This is a genomic window from Bradyrhizobium sp. SOJA106 (assembly GCF_059448745.1).
The window spans coordinates 2,181,900-2,201,214 of sequence record NZ_CM182549.1; the positions used below are offsets into that span (position 1 = coordinate 2,181,900).

The 19,315-nt window shown below is 64.8% G+C and carries 16 protein-coding genes; 15 read left to right on the plus strand and 1 reads right to left on the minus strand.

From position 1 onward, the window contains the following. Positions 1-4: 4 nt before the first annotated feature. The 13 genes from AC5V87_RS09615 (at position 5) to AC5V87_RS09675 (ending at position 15,813) form a co-directional block, all read left to right on the plus strand. Entirely contained in the window at positions 5-1,261 is a 1,257-nt protein-coding gene (locus AC5V87_RS09615; protein ID WP_495370792.1) for a molybdopterin molybdotransferase MoeA, read from the plus strand. A 45-nt stretch (positions 1,262-1,306) separates the two neighbouring features. Then, entirely contained in the window at positions 1,307-1,570 is a 264-nt protein-coding gene (locus AC5V87_RS09620) for a sulfurtransferase TusA family protein (RefSeq protein ID WP_495370793.1), read from the plus strand. 311 nt (positions 1,571-1,881) lie between these two features. Next, positions 1,882-3,537: an OFA family MFS transporter gene (locus AC5V87_RS09625; protein WP_456840349.1), complete on the plus strand. Its 1,656-nt coding sequence runs from the start codon at positions 1,882-1,884 to the stop codon at positions 3,535-3,537. A 90-nt stretch (positions 3,538-3,627) separates the two neighbouring features. Beyond that, positions 3,628-3,903 (plus strand): hypothetical protein, encoded by a 276-nt coding sequence (locus tag AC5V87_RS09630; protein ID WP_495370794.1) that lies wholly within the window; start codon positions 3,628-3,630, stop codon positions 3,901-3,903. A gap of 246 nt (positions 3,904-4,149) precedes the next feature. Next, complete coding sequence (locus AC5V87_RS09635) at positions 4,150-5,859, plus strand: NADH-ubiquinone oxidoreductase-F iron-sulfur binding region domain-containing protein (RefSeq protein WP_456840347.1); 1,710 nt, start codon at positions 4,150-4,152, stop codon at positions 5,857-5,859. Further along, complete coding sequence (gene fdhF / locus AC5V87_RS09640; RefSeq protein ID WP_456840346.1) at positions 5,856-8,621, plus strand: formate dehydrogenase subunit alpha; 2,766 nt, start codon at positions 5,856-5,858, stop codon at positions 8,619-8,621. The genes AC5V87_RS09635 and fdhF overlap by 4 nt, the downstream gene beginning before the upstream one ends. A 135-nt stretch (positions 8,622-8,756) precedes the next feature. Continuing rightward, positions 8,757-9,230 (plus strand): Cys-tRNA(Pro) deacylase, encoded by a 474-nt coding sequence (gene ybaK / locus AC5V87_RS09645; protein WP_456840345.1) that lies wholly within the window; start codon positions 8,757-8,759, stop codon positions 9,228-9,230. A gap of 179 nt (positions 9,231-9,409) precedes the next feature. Further along, positions 9,410-10,300 (plus strand): N-acyl homoserine lactonase family protein, encoded by an 891-nt coding sequence (locus AC5V87_RS09650; protein ID WP_456840344.1) that lies wholly within the window; start codon positions 9,410-9,412, stop codon positions 10,298-10,300. Between the two features lie 108 nt (positions 10,301-10,408). Then, a complete protein-coding gene (locus tag AC5V87_RS09655) occupies positions 10,409-11,356 on the plus strand; it encodes an ABC transporter ATP-binding protein (RefSeq protein ID WP_456840343.1) in 948 nt (315 codons plus the stop codon). Beyond that, positions 11,353-12,054: an ABC transporter permease gene (locus AC5V87_RS09660; protein ID WP_456840342.1), complete on the plus strand. Its 702-nt coding sequence runs from the start codon at positions 11,353-11,355 to the stop codon at positions 12,052-12,054. The genes AC5V87_RS09655 and AC5V87_RS09660 overlap by 4 nt, the downstream gene beginning before the upstream one ends. 11 nt (positions 12,055-12,065) lie before the next feature. Continuing rightward, positions 12,066-13,667 (plus strand): Gldg family protein, encoded by a 1,602-nt coding sequence (locus AC5V87_RS09665; protein WP_495370795.1) that lies wholly within the window; start codon positions 12,066-12,068, stop codon positions 13,665-13,667. After that, positions 13,664-14,725, plus strand: a complete 1,062-nt coding sequence (locus AC5V87_RS09670; protein WP_495370796.1) for a DUF4340 domain-containing protein — start codon at positions 13,664-13,666, stop codon at positions 14,723-14,725. The genes AC5V87_RS09665 and AC5V87_RS09670 overlap by 4 nt, the downstream gene beginning before the upstream one ends. Next, positions 14,722-15,813 (plus strand): HupE/UreJ family protein, encoded by a 1,092-nt coding sequence (locus AC5V87_RS09675; RefSeq protein WP_495370797.1) that lies wholly within the window; start codon positions 14,722-14,724, stop codon positions 15,811-15,813. Before AC5V87_RS09670 ends, AC5V87_RS09675 begins: the two co-directional genes overlap by 4 nt. 100 nt (positions 15,814-15,913) lie before the next feature. Here the strand turns inward: AC5V87_RS09675 and AC5V87_RS09680 are convergent, their stop codons facing one another. After that, on the minus strand, positions 15,914-16,591 hold the full coding sequence (locus tag AC5V87_RS09680; protein WP_495370798.1) for a GntR family transcriptional regulator: 678 nt from the start codon (positions 16,589-16,591) through the stop codon (positions 15,914-15,916). A 149-nt stretch (positions 16,592-16,740) separates the two neighbouring features. Here AC5V87_RS09680 and tcuA point away from each other — a divergent pair, with 149 nt between their 5' ends. Further along, positions 16,741-18,132 carry an FAD-dependent tricarballylate dehydrogenase TcuA gene (tcuA, locus tag AC5V87_RS09685; protein WP_495370799.1) on the plus strand — a complete coding sequence of 464 codons (1,392 nt, stop codon included), beginning with the start codon at positions 16,741-16,743 and terminating at the stop codon, positions 18,130-18,132. Beyond that, positions 18,119-19,225 carry a tricarballylate utilization 4Fe-4S protein TcuB gene (gene tcuB, locus AC5V87_RS09690; protein ID WP_495370800.1) on the plus strand — a complete coding sequence of 369 codons (1,107 nt, stop codon included), beginning with the start codon at positions 18,119-18,121 and terminating at the stop codon, positions 19,223-19,225. The genes tcuA and tcuB overlap by 14 nt, the downstream gene beginning before the upstream one ends. Positions 19,226-19,315 lie beyond the last annotated feature (90 nt).

A 19,315-nucleotide genomic window follows, 5' to 3' on the forward strand; every position in this document is an offset into this window, starting at 1 on the left:
CACTATGGCGCAACTGTCAGACGATTGCTTTGCCTTCGGCGGACCGATGATGTCGGTCGACGAGGCCGTTGGCCTGATCACCACGCGCGTCAACGCGATTACCGATCTCGAAACGGTGGGCCTGGTCGATGCGGACGGCCGCGTGCTGGCGCGGGATATCGCCGCGCCCCTGCCGCTGCCGCCGTTCACCAACTCGGCCGTTGATGGCTACGCCGTGCGCAACGCGGACCTGCCGCAAATTGCGGAGCAAGCGTTGCCGCTCGATGGCCGCATCCAGGCCGGGGGGGCTGCGCATGCGCCGATCAAGCCCGGCCACACCGCGCGCATCTTCACGGGCGCGCCGATGCCGCCGGAAGCCGAGACCGTCTTCATGCAGGAAGATGTCCGCATCGATGTATCGGGCAAGATCGTGCTGCCGGCGGGGCTGAAGCCCGGCGCGAATGTACGTCCTGCCGGCGAGGACATCCCTCAAGGGCACGTCGCGCTGCGCGCCGGCCAGCGCCTGCGGCCGCAGCATGTCGCGCTTGCCGCAGCCTTCGGCCTCGCCAGGTTCGACGTGATCAGGCGCATCCGCGTCGCGGTGTTCTCGACCGGCGACGAGCTGGCCTCGCCCGGCGAGCCGCGCGCCGCCTCGCAGCTGTTCGATTCCAACCGCTTCATGCTGATCGCGATGCTGCGCCGGCTCGGCTGCGATGTCAGCGATCTCGGCATCCTGCGCGATGAACGAATCGCGTTGGCGAATGGCTTGAAGCAGGTTGCGGGCGTGCACGACTTGATCCTGACCACCGGCGGCGTCTCGACCGGCGAGGAGGACCATGTCAAGGCGGCCGTCGAAAGCATCGGCTCGCTGGTGCTGTGGCGGATTGCGATCAAGCCCGGACGGCCCGTGGCGATGGGCATCATCGGCGGCACGCCGCTGATCGGTCTGCCCGGCAACCCCGTCGCGAGCTTCGTCACTTTCGTTCATGTGGTGCGACCGACAGTGCTGGCGCTTGCCGGCAGCCTGCCCGAGCCGCGGTTGCCGATTCCGGTACGCGCGGCGTTCACCTACAAAAAGAAGACCGGCCGCCGCGAATATGTCCGCGCGACCTTGCGGCGCGGAAACGACGGTGCATTGGAGGCGGTCAAGTTCCCGCGCGAGGGCGCCGGCCTGTTGTCCTCGCTGGTTGAGACCGACGGCCTCATCGAACTTGGCGAGGACATCATTCGTGTCGAGCCCGGCCAGAGCGTGGGGTTCCTGTCCTATGCGGATTTGCTTTGACGTTCCTTCGTTGACGCCAGCGCTTCGCCCGGCCATGTTGCGCCCATGACCAGAACGACGCTCGATCTCACCGGGCTGAAATGCCCATTGCCTGCGTTGAAAACGCGCAAGGCGCTGAAGCCTTTGCGGCCGGGCGATCAGCTCGAAGTGCACTGCACTGATCCGCTGTCGGTGATTGACATTCCGAATCTGGTCCGCGAGACGGGCGACACGGTGGAGATCACCGAGCGCAACGACGCGCGCATCGTGTTCTTGATAGAAAAGACAAATGGCTCAATAGAAAGCATCAATGCTGCGTTGCGTCCTTGAGGACGTTACCGCGCTGATACCGACCATTTGTCTATCGACATCAATCACGGCTTCTGCCCCAATTGACAATCTCCGTGCAGGCGCGGAGGTTGAGTCTTGTCTGCGATACGCGGAACGGGCCACACGAAGCTTGCACGTCGTATCGGCATAGCACCCCGCTCGCGGGGTTAACTTTTTCGGATGCGCGCGACGATCCTGGCGCGCGTCGGATGATTGGGCGGAGCAGCAGGGACATTGGCTGCCCCGCAACGGGCTGAGGATCAGGATATTTGCGGCAGGCTGTTCAGAAGGGCGGCTTAGGGGAGGAATGTATGGCTACTGTGGAAAGCGCCGGGACCATTGCAGGCCGCGGCGCGGGTTTTCTTGATCGCGAACGAACCATTGCGACTGCCGGCTTCAATCGCTGGCTGGTACCGCCGGCGGCGCTGTGCATCCATCTCTGCATCGGCATGGCCTACGGCTTCTCGGTGTTCTGGCTCCCGTTGTCGCGCGCGATCGGCTTGACCGCGCCGAAGACCTGCGGGGACATTTCGCTGTTCCAGGAGCTGTTCACGACCAGCTGCGACTGGAAGGTCGCCAGCATGGGGTGGATGTACACGCTGTTCTTCGTGCTGCTCGGCATCGCGGCGGCGGTCTGGGGCGGCTGGCTGGAGCGGGTGGGTCCGCGCAAGGCCGGCTTCGTTTCGGCGCTGTGCTGGTGCGGCGGCCTCTTCCTCGGCGCGATCGGCGTCTACACCCATCAGCTCTGGCTGTTGTGGCTGGGCTCGGGCGTGATCGGCGGCGTCGGTCTCGGCCTCGGCTACATCTCGCCGGTCTCGACGTTGGTGAAATGGTTTCCGGACCGCCGCGGCATGGCGACCGGCATGGCCATCATGGGCTTCGGCGGCGGCGCCATGATCGGTGCGCCGCTGGCGAACCTCCTGATGAACTATTTCAAGAGCCCGACCTCGGTCGGCGTCTGGGAAACCTTCGTCGCGATGGGCGTCATCTACTTTGTGTTCATGATGATCGGCGCGTTCCGCTATCGCCTGCCGCCGCCCGGCTGGCAGCCGGAGGGCTGGACCCCTCCGGCCAAGGCGAACGCGATGATCTCGAAGAACAACGTCCATCTCAACGACGCGCACAAGACGCCGCAGTTCTGGCTGATCTGGTGGGTGCTCTGTCTTAACGTGTCGGCGGGTATCGGCGTGATCGGCATGGCCTCGCCGATGCTGCAGGAGATCTTCGCCGGCAAGCTGATCGGCCTGCCGGACGTCGGCTTCAACGCGCTCGACGCCGGGCAGAAGGCGCAGATCGCGGCGATCGCCGCGGGCTTTGCCGGATTGCTGTCGCTGTTCAACATCGGTGGCCGTTTCTTCTGGGCCTCGCTGTCGGACAAGATCGGACGCAAGAACACCTACTACACGTTCTTCATCCTCGGCATCGTGCTCTACGCACTGGCGCCGACCTTCGCGGCGATGGGCTCGAAGCTCCTGTTCGTGCTCGGCTTCGGCATCATCCTGTCGATGTATGGCGGCGGCTTCGCCACCGTGCCGGCCTATCTCGCCGACATGTTCGGCACCCAGTTCGTCGGCGCCATCCATGGCCGGTTGCTGACGGCGTGGTCGACCGCCGGCATCATCGGCCCAGTCGTGGTGAACTACATCCGCGAGTTCCAGCTCGCAGCCGGCGTGCCGCGTGACCAGCTCTACAACACGACGATGTACATCCTTTGCGCGATGCTGATCGCGGGCCTGATCTGTAACTACCTGGTCAAGCCGGTCGATGCGAAGTGGCACATGAAGGAGGCCGAGGTTGCCAAGCTGCAAGCGGCCAGCGCCAGCGCGGCCGCCGCGGGGCCGCACGGCTCCTACGGCATCGGCTTCGGCGGGCTTGATGCCAAGGCGGCGCTGTTCTGGGCCTTCGTCGGCATTCCCCTGCTCTGGGGTGTCTGGAAGACGCTGGAGAGCGCGGTCAAGATCTTCTGATTGCCGTCGAGACCGCTGCGGGACGCTCATCTGCGTCCCGCAGCGTTCGCCTTTTAGACATCACCAGGAATGGGACTCAGGGGGATCTCAATGCTTCGCACCCGTATCTGCCTCGCCGCCATGCTGCTGGCCGCGGGCCTCCATACCGCGTCGGCACAGACTGCAACCGCGCCCGCAGCACCGGCCGCGACGACCCAAGCCAAGCCGGGCAAGATCAAGCTCACTATGCAGAAGTTGAAGGACATGAAGGCCAAATGGGCGGCCAACAAGCCGAAGCTGAAAGCCTGCCGCGGCGAGGTGAAATCCAAGGGCCTGACCGGCGACGATCGCTGGTTCTACATCGAAGACTGCATGAACAAGACCTGAGGCAAGGTTCCCGCGAACAGTTTGCGCAAGGGGGCGCGGCAGGGCGGCTGCCCGCCCCTAAATGACTATAGACACATTCTAATTTTACTTGGCGTCTGGTATACCAGAGGCTAGAGTCGCCTGGAATGAGGCCTGACTCAGGGGATGCGGACGACGCGGTTCCCGTCCGACAGGCCTGGAAATGGCGGATCGCGATGGCGATCCCGCCTGAGGTCATCGCGCTTTTGAGGAGAACGCGACGTTTCCATGAGCAGCAACGACGACGTTCACAAGGTCAGGGAATTCGAGCATCCGGGCGAGGGGCGCCGGCGCGCCAAGGCCACGCCCAAGGGGCGGCAGGTCGACCCCATAGCCGCCCATGAGATCGAGCAATTGCTCGGCGATCGGCCGCGGCGGCGCGATCTCCTGATCGAATATCTCCACCTGATCCAGGACCGATATCACCAGATCTCGGCCGCGCATCTGGCGGCGCTTGCCGACGAGATGAAGCTCGCCTTCGCCGAAGTGTTCGAGACCGCGACCTTCTACGCGCACTTTGACGTGGTCAAAGAGGGCGAGCCGAACATTCCGCCGCTCACGATCCGTGTCTGCGATTCGCTGACCTGCGCGATGCTTGGCGGCGAGAAGCTTCTCGCGGACTTGCAGGACGCCTCCGGTCCCGGCGTCCGCGTCGTCCGCGCGCCCTGCGTCGGGCGCTGCGACACCGCGCCCGCCGCGGAAGTCGGCCACAACTTCGTCGATCACGCCACGGTTGCCAATGTGATGGCGGCGGCGAAGGCCGGCGACACCCACGCGCATCTGCCCGATTATGTCGACTACGACGCCTATGTCGCTGGCGGTGGCTATAAGCTGCTGGGCCGCGTGCGCTCCGGCGAATTGTCGAAGGATGATTTGCTGAAGGCGCTCGATGACGCCTCGCTGCGCGGCCTTGGCGGCGCCGGCTTCCCCACCGGGCGCAAATGGCGCGCGGTCCTGGGCGAACCCGGTCCGCGGCTGATGGCGATCAACGGCGACGAGGGCGAGCCCGGCACGTTCAAGGACCGCTATTATCTCGAAACCGATCCGCATCGCTTCATCGAGGGCATGCTGATCGGCGCGCATGTGGTGCAGGCCTCCGACGTCTACATTTACTTGCGCGATGAATATCCGGCCTCGCGCGAGATCCTCGAGCGCGAGATCGCCAAGCTTCCGGCGGGCGGCCCGACGCTGCACATGCGCCGCGGCGCCGGCGCCTATATCTGCGGAGAAGAGTCCTCGCTGCTGGAAAGCATCGAGGGCAAGCGCGGCCTGCCCCGGCACAAGCCGCCTTATCCGTTCCAGGTCGGCCTGTTTGGCCTGCCGACGCTGATCAACAACATCGAGACGCTGTGGTGGGTGCGCGACATCGTCGAGAAGGGCGCCGATTGGTGGAAGGGTCATGGCCGCCATGAGCGCCACGGCCTGCGCAGCTTCTCGGTCTCGGGCCGCGTGAAAAATCCCGGCATGAAGCTGGCGCCCGCGGGCATCACCGTGCGCGAGCTGGTCGATGAATATTGCGGCGGCATGGCCGACGGCCATCAGTTCTACGCGTACCTTCCGGGCGGCGCCTCCGGCGGCATCTTGCCGGCCTCGATGGATGACATCCCGCTCGATTTCGGCACGCTGGAAAAATACGGCTGCTTCATCGGCTCGGCCGCGATCGTGATCCTGTCGCAGAAGGACAGCGTGCGCGCGGCCGCACTCAACCTGATGAAGTTTTTCGAGGACGAGAGCTGCGGCCAATGCACGCCGTGCCGGGTCGGAACCCAGAAGGCGGCGCTGCTGATGCAGAAGCCGGTCTGGAACCGCGCCTTGCTGGAAGAATTGAGCCAGGCGATGCGCGATGCCTCGATCTGCGGGCTCGGACAGGCGGCATCGAATCCGCTGTCCTCCGTGATCAAATATTTCCCTGAGGAGTTCAAGGAAGCGGCGGAATGACGAAGATTACGTTCGAGCTCGACGGCAAGCAGGTCGAGGCCAGGCCCGGCGAGACGATCTGGCAGGTGGCAAAACGCCAGGGCCGCGACATCCCGCATCTCTGCTATTCGCCTGCGCCCGACTATCGCCCCGACGGCAATTGCCGCGCCTGCATGGTCGAGATCGAGGGCGAGCGCGTTCTGGCGGCATCCTGCAAGCGTACGCCGTCGGTCGGTATGAAGGTGAAGACCGAATCCGCGCGCGCGACTGCTGCGCAGAAGATGGTGATGGAGCTGCTGGTCGCCGACCAGCCGGCGCGCGAGACCAGCCACGATCCGGATTCGAAGTTCTGGCATTGGGCCGAGACCACGGGCGTCACCGAAAGCCGCTTCCCCGCCGCCGAGCGCTGGGAGACCGACGCCAGCCATCCGGCGATGCGTGTCAATCTCGACGCCTGCATCCAGTGCGGCCTCTGCGTGCGCGCCTGCCGCGAAGTCCAGGTCAACGACGTCATCGGCATGGCTTATCGCAACCACGATTCCAAAATCGTGTTCGACTTCGACGATCCCATGGGCGAGTCCACTTGCGTTGCCTGCGGCGAATGCGTGCAGGCCTGCCCGACCGGAGCGTTGATGCCGGCCGTGATGCTCGACGAGAAGCAGACGCGCGTCGTGTACGCCGACAAGAAGGTAGACTCGCTCTGCCCGTTCTGCGGCGTCGGTTGCCAGGTCACCTACGAGGTCAAGGACGAGAAGGTGATCTATGCCGAAGGTCGCGATGGCCCCGCGAACCACAATCGTCTCTGCGTGAAGGGCCGCTTCGGCTTCGACTACATCCATCATCCGCATCGGCTCACAACACCGCTGGTGCGGCTGCCGAATGCGAAGAAGGATGCCAACGACCAGGTCGATCCCGCCAATCCCTTCACCCATTTCCGCGAAGCGAGTTGGGAAGAGGCGCTCGACATTGCCGCCAAGGGCCTCGTCAAGATACGTGACGAGAAGGGCGCGAAGGCGCTGGCCGGCTTCGGTTCGGCCAAGGGCTCGAACGAAGAGGCCTATCTGTTCCAGAAGCTGGTACGCACCGGTTTTGGCTCGAACAACGTCGATCATTGCACCCGTCTCTGCCACGCCTCGTCGGTGGCGGCGCTGTTCGAAGGCCTGAGCTCGGGCGCGGTGTCGGCGCCGTTCTCGGCGGCGATGGATGCCGAGGTGATCTGGGTGATTGGCGCCAATCCGACGGTGAACCATCCGGTCGCGGCGACGTTCATGAAGAACGCCGTGAAGAATGGGGCAAAGCTGTTCGTGATGGATCCGCGCCGGCAGACGCTGTCGCGCCACGCGACCAAGCATCTCCAGTTCAAGCCCGGCTCCGACGTCGCCATGCTGAACGCGATGATCAACACGATCATCACCGAGGGCCTAACCGACGACCAGTACATCGCCGGCTACACCGAAGGGTTCGAGCAGCTCAAAGAGAAGATCAAGGAGTTCACGCCGGAGAAGATGGAGCCAATCTGCGGCATCCCGGCGCAGACGCTGCGCGAGGTGGCGCGCACCTATGCGCGGGCAAAGTCGTCGATCATCTTCTGGGGCATGGGCATCAGCCAGCATGTCCACGGCACAGACAACGCGCGCTGCCTGATTGCGCTGGCGCTGATCACCGGTCAGGTCGGCCGGCCAGGGACCGGTCTGCATCCGCTGCGCGGCCAGAACAACGTGCAGGGCGCCTCCGACGCCGGCCTGATCCCGATGTTCCTGCCGGACTATCAGCCGGTCGGCCGCGACGACATGCGCGGTGCTTTCGAGAAGCTCTGGCAGCAGGACCTCGATCCCGTCCGCGGCCTCACCGTCGTCGAGATCATGAACGCGATCCACGCCGGCGAGATCAAGGGCATGTATATCGAGGGCGAGAATCCCGCGATGTCCGACCCCGATCTCCAGCACGCGCGGCAGGCGCTCGCGATGCTCGATCATCTCGTGGTGCAGGATCTGTTCGTCACCGAGACCGCGTTCCACGCCGACGTCATCCTGCCGGCCTCGGCCTTCGCCGAGAAGGAGGGCTCTTTCACCAATACCGATCGCCGCGTGCAGCTCGCGCGTCAGGTGATCAAGCCGCCGGGCGATGCGCGCCAGGATCTCTGGATCATCCAGGAGATCGGCAAGCGGATGGGCCTGCCCTGGAATTATTCCGGTCCCGGCGACGTCTACACCGAGATGGCGGAGCTGATGCCGTCGCTGAAGAACATCAGCTGGGAGCGGCTGGTGCGCGAAGGTGCCGTGACCTATCCGGCCGATGATCCGAACAAGCCCGGCAACGAGATCATCTTCACCACGGGCTTCCCGACTGCGAGCGGCCGCGGCAAGATCGTGCCGGCTAAGGTCATCCCGCCCGATGAGCTGCCGGATGCCGAGTATCCGATGGTGCTCTCGACCGGCCGCGTGCTGGAGCACTGGCACACCGGCTCGATGACGCGCCGCGCCCAGGTGCTCGACCAGATCGAGCCGGAGGCGGTCGCGTTCATGTCGCCGAAGGACATGCACAGGAAGAAGCTTGCGCCGGGCGATTTCATTCGCCTCGAGACCCGCCGCGGCGCCGTCGAGGTCAAGGTCCGCTCCGACCGCGACGTGCCGGAGAACATGGTCTTCATGCCGTTCTGCTACGCCGAGGCGGCGGCGAACCTCCTGACCAACCCGGCGCTCGATCCGTTCGGCAAGATCCCGGAGTTCAAGTTCTGTGCGGCCAGGGCCGAGCGCGCCGAGATGCGGGACGCGGCGGAGTAGGGGCGGCGGTACGGCGTCTGCCTCATCCACGGTGTCGTCCTCTCGTTCGCGGGGACGACACTGAAGGTGTGGCGCGCGTGTGCATCCACATCGTCATCCCTTCGCTCCTCGCAATGACGGTGGTAAATGTGGCCCATGTCCAAGGTCACCCCCGCCACACGCGCGCTTGAAGCCGCCCGCGTCGTCTTCACCGTCCACAGCTACGACTACGATCCCGACGCGCAGAGCATCGGCCTCCAGGCCGCCGCCGCGCTCGGTGAGGATCCGGCGCGCGTCCTCAAGACGCTGATGGCGCTAATCGACGGCAAGCCGGTTTGCGTGATCGTCCCGTCCGACCAGGAAGTCTCCATGAAGAAGCTCGCCGCGGCCGTGGGTGGCAAGTCGGCGCAGATGATGAAGCCGCCCGAAGCCGAGCGCGTCACCGGCTACAAGGTCGGCGGCATCAGCCCGTTCGGACAGCGCAAGCCGGTCCGCACGGTGATCGAGCAGAGCGCGCTCACGCATGATCTGGTCTATCTCAATGGCGGTCAACGCGGCCTGCAAGTGCGGCTCAAGCCGGCCGATCTGCGGGACGCCCTGAAGCTGGTCGTGGCGGACGTCGTCGCCTGAGCTAAACGCGACCGTGGGCCATCTCGAGCCATCGAATTGCAGCGCACAAAGCACGCCGCGCGCCGCGCAGGTCGATTTATTTGCACGCTCGCGTGCATGGAGCCTGCACAGCGGCGTTAGACTATGGTAGGGTGCTGCAATCCGCTGAAAAAAAGTGCGTCGAAAACAGGGAGGACGACATGCGGGTGACTGCGTTGAAGGTCCTTGGCTCGCTGGCCGCAGGACTTTTTTTTATTTCGGCAGCCGCGCTGGCCGCTGAACCGCCCAAGGAGATGAAGCTCTACGTCTTCTCTTCGGGAGCGCTCAATCTCGACAAGTCGATCATTCAGAACGGCAGCAGCGGCAAGGTCCAGATCCCTGTCGGTTTCTTCCTGATCCGCCACCCCAAGGGCGACATTTTGTTCGATTGCGGCAATAACGACCGCATCATCAAGGATCCCGACTATTGGGGCCCGTTCGTCAAGGCGCTTGATCCGGGCCGTTCGCCCGAAATCGCCATCGACGCGCAGCTTTCCAAGATCAACGTGAAGCCGTCCGACATCAAATATGTCATCCTCGGCCATTTCCACGTCGATCACGCCGGTAACATCGGCAAGTTCCTGGATTCGACCTTCGTGTACCAGCGCGACGAGATGAGGAACGCGTTCTGGCCTGCGCCGGGCTACGCGACCTTCTTCATCACCGATGATTTCGCCATGCTGCGCAACAGCGTCGGCGGAGGCATGCCCTCCAAGTACAAGACCATCGAGCTCGACGGCGATCTCGACCTGTTCGGCGACAACAGCGTATTCATCCACCGCACCGTGTCGCATACGCCCGGAAGTCAAATCCTGGTCGTGCGCCTGCCGAAGACCGGCACGGTGGTGCTGACTAGCGACGCCGTCTATCTCCAGGAGAATCTGGACAAGAACATCCTGCCGAGCATCGGCAGCGTCTACGATCCGGTCGGCATGCTCGATGCCTACGCTTGGGTGAAGCGGGTTCGGGACACCGAGGGCGCCGACATCATCTATGCCCATGACCCCGATACGTTCAAGGCGCACAAGCATTCGCCCGAATTCTACGAGTGATTGGTCGCGACTTCGGGCCATCGCACATGCGTCATCATCCCGGGCCCTCGCCCGGGATTTTGCGCGGTAGTCTCACGCGGTGCCTGCCACAGGGGGTGTAAGGTCTCCATGCTGTCGGCTGTCTCTCCGGTCGTCGTCGCCGAGCGCGTAACAAAATGGTACGGACCGCGGCGCGCAGTTGCGGACGTGTCTTTTGCGATCGCGCCCGGCGAGATCGTCGGCCTGTTGGGGCCGAACGGTTCCGGCAAGAGCACGATCTTCCGCATGCTTACCGGCTATCTGGTGCCGACCTCTGGACGGATCGAGGTCGCGGGCCACGATGTCATCGAAGACTCGCTCGGCGTGCGCCGCGCCATCAGCTATGTGCCGGAAGATGCGCCGCTCTACGACCATATGCGGGTCGGCGAGTTCCTGCATTTCATGGCCGGCATCAAGGGATTGCGCGGGCCGAAGGCGAGGGCGGCGGTCGACGAGGCCGCCGAGCGGCTCGACCTTGCCCGTGTCATGAGCCTCACGACCGGAAAGCTGTCGCGCGGCTTCCGCCAGCGTGTCTCGATCGCGCAAGCGCTGCTGGGCGATCCAAAAGTTCTCGTGCTGGACGAGCCGACCAGCGGTCTCGATCCGCACCAGGTGATCGCCGTGCGCGACTTGATCCAGTCATTGGCCGGACGTCACACCGTGCTGATGGCTTCGCACATCCTGCCCGAAATCGAGAAGATGGCGTCCCGCGTGATGATCCTGCTCGATGGCATGCTTCTGACGTCCGATGCGCTGAAGGACGCCGCGCAGGACCTCGCATTGCGACTGTCGGCAGACGCGACAGAAGATGCTGTGCGCAATGCGACAAAGACGGTCGCCGGCATTCGCGAGATTGTCGCCGATCCGGGCAGCGCCGGACGCTTTCGGATCAGGACGGAGCGGCGTCCGTTGCTCGCGGAGGACCTGGTCTCCGCCCTGGTTGCGGCCCAGATCCCGTTGCGCGAGCTGACCGAACTGCGGCCCGATCTCGAACGGGTGTTCCTCGATCTCACACGGCAACCGGAGGCGGCCGCATGAGAAGCTTTGCGGTGCTGCTAGGGAAGGAAGCGACGGCGCTGTTCTCCTCGCCGATCGCCTACGTGCTGATGACGGTGTTCCTGCTGATCATGGGCTACAGCTTCACGCTCACCCTGTTCCTCAGCCACCAGCCCAGTATGGTGCACATCTTCTTCCAGATGTTCGTGCTGTTCATGCTGACCGTTCCGCTGATCACGATGCGTCTGTTCGCCGAGGAGCGGAAGTTGAAGACGCTGGAGGTTCTGTTGACCGCGCCGGTCTCGGAGGTCGCGATCGTGCTCGCAAAGTTCCTGGCCGCGATGAGTCTGATCGTAGTCATGTTGGTGCTGTCTGGGGCCTACGCGGCTGCGCTCGCCTGGTTCGGGGACCCCGATTTCGGACCGATCTATAGCGGCTATTTCGGCTTGCTGCTGTTCGGATCGGCGCTGGTCGGCGCGGGGCTGCTCGCCTCGGCGCTGACGGCCAACCAGGTGATCGCCGCAATGATCTCGCTCAGCGTATTTCTGCTGCTCTGGATCATCGACAATTTCGGCTGGTTGCTGCCGAGTCCCGCCGACACGCTGGTGGTGAACCTGTCGCTCTCGATCCATTTCCGTCCCTTTGCCGTCGGTTCGATCTATCTGTCCGACGTGGGCTTCTTCCTCAGCGTCACCCTGTTGACGCTGCTGTTGACGGTCCGCGCGCTGGCGCGGCGCTGAGGGCGCAGGCGATGCGCGGCTCCGCGAGATCCAACATTGGTTTCCTCGCATTGGCGGCCGCCGCGATCGTTTGCGGCGCGCTCGGCTTTGCAGGGTTCGGCGAGACCGCATCGAACAGCGTCTTGTTCGCCGCCTGCGTCCTGGCGTTGCTCGCGCTGTTCATGCTCGCGATGCGGCTTCCCTTGCGCGGCGGCGGCGCGCGCTGGTCGGCCTGGCTTGCCAACGCGTCGGTCGTCATTGCTGCGGTCGTAGCCGTGATCAGCGCCAACGTCGCGCTGTACCGTCACGACGTGCATTTCGACGTCAGCCGGGAAGGGCGCAACACGCCGCCGCAACAGCTCACCGACGTGATCGCGCAACTGCCCGCGCCGCTCGCGCTGACCTATTTCTACAATGCGAGTGACGCCAACGCGATCGCGGTCCGTGACCTCGTTCAGACCGCCGCGCGCAACCACCCGCTGCTCGCCTTCCGCGCCATCGACCTCGATAAGGAGCCCGGCCTTGCCCGCGATCTCGGCGTGCGCGCCTATAATACGGCGGTCTTGCAGGCCGACGACCGCAAGGTTCTGGTCGAAAACGTCATCGATCCCGCCCGCATCGGCTATGCGGCGCTCCGCGTGCTGCGCAAGCGCGTGGAGACAGTCTGCTTCGTCACCGGCCACGGCGAGACGTTCCGTCCGCTGCCCCCGCACTTCCACTTCAGCCATGTCGAGACCCTGAAGGGGCACGAGACGCCCGGCGCCGGCGACGTGCTGGAGACGGCGCCCGAAGCGCTCGACCGGCTGCTGCTGGCGCTGAACCAGATCGGCTTCGAGATGCGCGAGCTCGTCACGGCGACCGCGTCCGCCATTCCGTCCGATTGCTCGGTCGTCGCAGATATCGGTCCACGCACGGCTTTTGACGCTCGCGAGACCGCGCTGCTCGGCGATTATGTGAGGGGTGGTGGCCGGTTGTTGTTGCTGATCGATCCGCTCTCGCACGTCGACGGCGATTTTGAGCGGTTGCTGCTCAAGCCCGTGGGCCTGTCGAGCGAGGCTGCGATCGTCATCGATCCGCTCAATCATTTCCGCACCGATGCGGACAAGGTCGCCGTGCCCTATTATCCGCCCCACCCGATCACGAAGCGTTTGGCGCTGACCGTGTTTCCGCAAGCGCGGCCGCTCGCGGTGGCGCAGCCGCCGTCCGGGGTCAGTCTCATCGTGCTGGCCGCGAGCAGCCAGGATAGTTATCTGCGCTCGCCGAGTGCAGCGCCGGCCGCAGCCGATGGCGAAGCGCCGGGCGCACGGCGGAGCGCGCAGCCGCTCGCGGTTGCGCTCGAAGGCAGCTGGCCGGGCGCGGTGCCGGACAAGCGCTTCCGCCTGGTCGTGGCCGGCACCAGCAAGGTCGCGAGCAACGAATATTTTCCTTACGTCTCCAATGGCGAACTGTCGCTCGCGATGCTGCGCTGGCTCGCCGAGGACGACACGACGCCGAGCATCGCACCGCAGACCTTCAAGCTGCCGGAGATCGTGTTGACCAGCAGCCAGATGCGCGACACCTTCATCGTGCTCGAGGTGCTGCTGCCGCTGAGCACGGCAGTGTTCGGTGTTGCAATGTGGTGGAGGCGACGGTGACGGACGGGACGGCCGCACGCGGAACGGCCCGATGGCTGACGCCGCTGCTGGCTGCCTGCCTCGCTGGACTGCTGGCTGTCCTGATCATCAGCGGACAATGGCCGGAGCTGCGCAGCAAGGTTGCTTTTGCGCCGAAGGGTCTTGTGACCATCGCACCCGCGGACGCGCGACGGGTGGAAATCCGTTCCGGCAGCGACAGTGTCGTCCTGGTGCGCGAGGGCGGTGAGTGGACGATCGAGGGGCTGAACGGTGCCTTGCCGGCCGAGCTCAAATCGCATCTCGAAACCGCGCTACGGCTTGTCACCGTCAGCGAGCCTGCACGCGAAATTCCGGCAAGCGAGCTCACCACGGCGAGCTTTGCCGCATTTGGTCTCGATCCGCCCGCAACCGTTGCCGCGATCGAGACGGCCGATGGCTCGGCGACGTCGATGAATGTGGGCACGCTCAACCCCGCGAGCACCTCTCACTATGTCCGGATCGCCGGGCGTCCCGCGGTGTATCTGATGCCGCGCCATGTCGGCGATGAGTGGCGTGTCACGCTCGATATGGCGCGCCGTCTGCGCGGGCCGACCGGACCGGACGCGACAAGCCGCGGCAGGAGCCTATTGCTGCCGGTGTCGATGGCGCAGGTGTGGGCGCTCGAGATCCTGTTCGCCGGCAAGCTCACCCGCTTCGAACGCGACGCCGACGGCAACTGGTTCCGTCATCTCGGCCTGCACAACCATGCTGCCGGTAACGTTGTGCATGTCGCCAATCCCGAGCAGGCCCGCATCATCGACGCAGCGCTGCGCGCATTCGATGCGAGCGCGATCGAGACGCATGTTGGACCCGCCGATCCGTCGCAACTGGCCCGCTACGGGCTCAACCTGCCGAGCCTGATCGTGCTGGTCTTTGCTCGCGACGCATCTGCGCCGTTGGCAAGGCTCGAATTCGGCGCGTCCGCCGACAGCCTCGACCGCTATGCGCGCCTCGCGCCCGATGGGACGGTGGTCACCGTGGCCGAGTTCGAAATGCGCCGGTTGACGGAGCTGCTGCGCGCGGTCGGAGCGGGATCATGAGCCTGCTCCGCCTCCTGCTGCTCGGCGTGATCCTGCTCGGCCTTGGCGCGCCGGTGCGCGCGCATCAGGTCAACCTCTCGACGGCGCGCGTGGCGCTGGCTGCGGACCGCACGGTGGTCATCGAGGTCGCGCTCAAGGGCAGTGATGTCGACCGCCTCGTCGGCACCAAGCTTTATGACGCGACGGCGGATGCGGTCGATCCCGCCGCGGTCGATGCGGCTGCGTCGTTGATCCTGGTCTATTTCAAGGCGCATCTGGCCGTCGCCGGCACCGGTGGGAGCGGCTGCGCCGCAGGAGCGGCCGTGATCCTCGCCGACGGCGACGGCGTGATCTACCGCAACAGTTTTGCCTGCACCGCCGTCACGGGCGACATCATCTACCGCTCCACTGTGCTGACCGAGAAGGATCCGACCGCGCGGCAGGTGGTGCTGGTCGCGCAGGGCAAGTCCGAGGCGCAGGCGCTGCTCGATGCCGGCAATATCGCCGTCACGCTCTCGGCGCCGGCGCCGCCGCTGTGGTCGACGATGCAGCGCTATCTCCTCACCGGCATCGAGCACATCTTTCTCGGCTATGACCACATCGCCTTCCTGATCGCGGTCGTGCTGTGGGCACGCCGACTCGTTCCGGTCATCAAGATCGTCACCGCCTTCACCATCGCCCATTCGATCACGCTGTCGCTGGCAGCGCTAAACGTCGTCGTCATTCCGAGCCGCATCGTCGAGCCGGCGATCGCCGTCTCCATCGTGTTCGTGGCCGTCGAGAATTTCTTCTCGCGCGACATCGACAGGCGTTGGCGCGTGACCTTCCTGTTCGGACTGATCCATGGCTTCGGTTTCGCCGGCGCGCTAAGGGAGGTCGGCCTACCGACGGACGCGATCGTGCCGGCGCTCGCGGCTTTCAATGTCGGCGTCGAGATCGGGCAGGTCGCGATCGTCGCGATCGTGCTGCCGATGCTCAGCCTGTTCGACCGGCTGATCGCAGCCGACCCGGCCAAGCCGGTCAGGGCGGCAAGGCTGGTCTATGCTGTATCCGCGGCCATCAGCCTGGTCGGCGGTTACTGGCTTTTCGAGCGCGTGTTCGAGGCCTAAAGCGCGATGAGATCAGGATGATTCGTCACCGCGCTTTAGCTTGTTGTTTGCGCATGATCTTTCGGAAAAGCGCTGCGCACTTTTCCGGATCATGCTTTAGCTACTGTTTCTGCAACAATTTCAGCCGGCAGCGCAGCGCCTCGCGGATGTGCGCGCGCGCGATCTGCTCGGCCTTGTCGCCGTCGCGCGCCGCGATGGCATCGATGATCGCCTGGTGCTCGCCGTGACTGGTTGAGGGCCGGCCCGATACGGTGAAGGTGGTCGGGCCAAGCAGAGCGATCCAGTCCTGTAATTCGCGGGAGGCGTTGTCGAGATAGCGGTTGCGCGCGGCACGGCAGATCGCTTCGTGGAAGGCACGGTTGAGCTTCGCCATCTCGGCGGCGTCGGTGGTCTCGACAAAAGCCTGCTCGATATCCCTGAGTGCGTCGACCTCGGGAGGCGAGGCATGCGCAGCGGCAAGGCGCGCGGCGGCGCCTTCCATGATCTCGCGCATGGCATAGAGCTCCAGCACCTCGGAAATGTCGAGGTTGCGCACGATCAGCCCGCGGCCGCCGGCGGGCTCGACGAAGCCGCGTGCGGCAAGCCGGCCTAATGCTTCGCGCACCGGCGTGCGGCTGACCTTGAGCCGCTGGGCGACCTCTTCCTCGCGCAGACGGTCGCCGGCGCGGTAGCTGCCGGCCTGAAGCGCCTGGCAGAGCGAGCGGAACACGGCCTCGCCCAGCGCGACGCCGGCGCCGCGCGCGATCGATCCGCCTGTCTTTGCCGGGCGTCTGGCCATGGTCCCTCACCTGCATCCTGCCCATGCAGAGATGGCACTTGCTGCCTTTTGTATATCTTTGTATACGAAAGTGCGCAATGGCGGACGGCATTGACCGGCCGCCGCCGGCGGGCAGAATGTCTCCAACTTCGTCGCATCGGGCGGACCGCATGGGCAGCAAATACGACGTGCTGGTGATCGGCGGCGGCAACGCGGCGCTGTGCGCGGCGATCTCGGCGCGCCGCGGCGGCGCCTCGGTGCTGGTGCTCGAAGGCGCGCCGAAATTCTATCGCGGCGGCAACACACGCCACACCCGCAACATGCGCTGCGCCCACGACACCGGCACCGAGATCCTGACCGGACCCTATACCGAGGAGGAATTCTGGGAGGACCTGCTGCGCGTCACCGGCGGGCAGACCGACGAGGCGCTTGCCCGCCACATGATCCGGGAGTCCAAAGATATCCTGAACTGGATCGTGGAGCAGGGCGTGCGCTGGCAACCCTCGCTCGGCGGCACGCTGAGCCTCGGCCGCACCAACTCTTTCTTCCTCGGCGGCGGCCGCGCGATGCTGAACGCGCTGTATCTGACCGCCGAGCAGCTCGGCGTCGAGGTCGAATACGACGCCGAAGTCACCGACCTCGCGATCGAGGATGGCATGTTCCTCGCAGCGCGTCTCAAGCGGCCGGTCAAGGGCGAAACCGAGATCCGCGCGACGGCGCTGGTCGCCGCGGCCGGCGGGTTTGAAGCCAACATCGAATGGCTGAAGCAATATTGGGGCGAGGCCGCCGACAATTTCCTGATCCGCGGCACGCCCTATAACCGCGGCTCGATCCTGAAGATGCTGCTCGACAAGGGCGTGCAGGAGGTCGGCGATCCCACCCAGTGCCATGCCGTCGCGATCGACGCCCGCGCGCCGAAATTCGACGGCGGCATCATCACGCGCCATGACTCCGTCGTGTTCGGCATCGTCGTCAACAAACACGCGCAACGCTTCTATGACGAGGGCGAGGACATCTGGCCGAAGCGCTACGCGATCTGGGGCCGGCTGGTCGCGGCTCAGCCCGACCAGATCGCCTACATCATTTTCGACTCGACCGTCGTCACCAGCTTCATGCCGACGCTGTTCCCGCCGATCGCCGGACAGACCCTGGCCGAGCTTGCCGGCAAGCTCGAGCTCGATCCAGCCGCGCTGGAAAAGACTATCGCCGAGTTCAACGCCGCGGTGCGGCCTGGCACGTTCGATCACACCATCCTGGACGATTGCCGCACCGAAGGTATCACGCCGCAAAAGACGCACTGGGCCCGCAAGATCGAGACGCCGCCTTATCTCGCCTATCCGGTGCGGCCCGGCATCACCTTCACCTATCTCGGCACGCGCGTGAACAAGGAGGCGCGGATGCTGATGACTGACGGCAAGCCGTCGGGCAACATGTTCGCTGCCGGCGAGATCATGGCCGGCAACGTGCTCGGCAAGGGTTATGCCGCCGGCATGGGCATGACCATCGGCAGCGTGTTCGGGCGTATCGCAGGACGGGAAGCGGCGAAACATGCACGGAACTAGGACCCTCGACGAAGCCGACCGTCTGATGACGGTCTGCAATTCCTGCCGCTACTGCGAGGGTCTTTGCGCGGTGTTTCCGGCCATGGAGATGCGCCGCGCTTTCTCGGACGGTGACCTCAACTATCTCGCCAATCTCTGCCATGCCTGCGGCGCTTGCTACGTCGACTGCCAGTTCTCGCCGCCACACGAATTCAACGTGAATGTTCCGAAGACGCTCGCGATCGCGCGTGCCGAATCCTATGCCGCCTATGCCTGGCCAAAGGCGCTGTCCGGCGCCTTCGCGCGCAACGGATTGGTCATCAGTGTCATCGCCGCGCTCAGCATGGCGGCCTTCGTTTTCGGTTTCGCGGCACTGAACGACCGCGGCGTGCTTTTCGGTGTGCAAACCGGCCCCGGCGCGTTCTACCGACTGATGCCGCACAATGCGATGGCCGCGCTGTTCAGCGCTGCGTTTCTCTTCGCGATTCTGGCGCTGGTCATGAGCGTTCGCGCATTCTGGCGCGACATCGGCTCGCCCATCGGCGGCCATGCCGACACGGGCTCCATCTTCCAGGCGATCCGCGACCTCGGCGAGCTACGCTATCTCCATGGCGGCGGTGTCGGTTGCTACAACGAGGACGACAAGCCGACCGACCGGCGCAAGCTTTTTCATCATTTGACGTTCTACGGCTTGCTGCTGTGTTTCGTTGCAACATCGGTGGCCACGCTCTATCACTATCTGCTCGGCCGCGAGGCGCCGTATCCATGGTGGGACCTGCCGGTTGTGCTGGGCACTCTTGGCGGCATCGGCCTCATCGTCGGTCCGATCGGCCTGTTCATGGCCAAGACGCGCCATGATCCTGATCTGCTCGACGAGAACAGCTATGGCATGGATGTCGGATTCATCACCATGCTGTTCCTGACCGGGTTCACCGGCATGCTGCTTCTGATCCTGCGCGAAACTGCAGCCATGGGGCCGCTGCTCGCGCTGCATCTCGGCGCGGTGTTTGCCCTGTTCATCACCTTGCCCTATGGCAAGTTCGTGCACGGCATCTATCGCTTTGTGGCGCTGGTGCGTTACGCGCAGGAGCGGCGCAGCGAAGCCGGCTCTTGAGCGGCGTGCGGCGCCGGCGTATCTCTTGAGCCGGCGGCATGGGATTTCAGTTCAGCAGGCGCTTCGGCGAGCGTCCGTCGCACTGTGGGA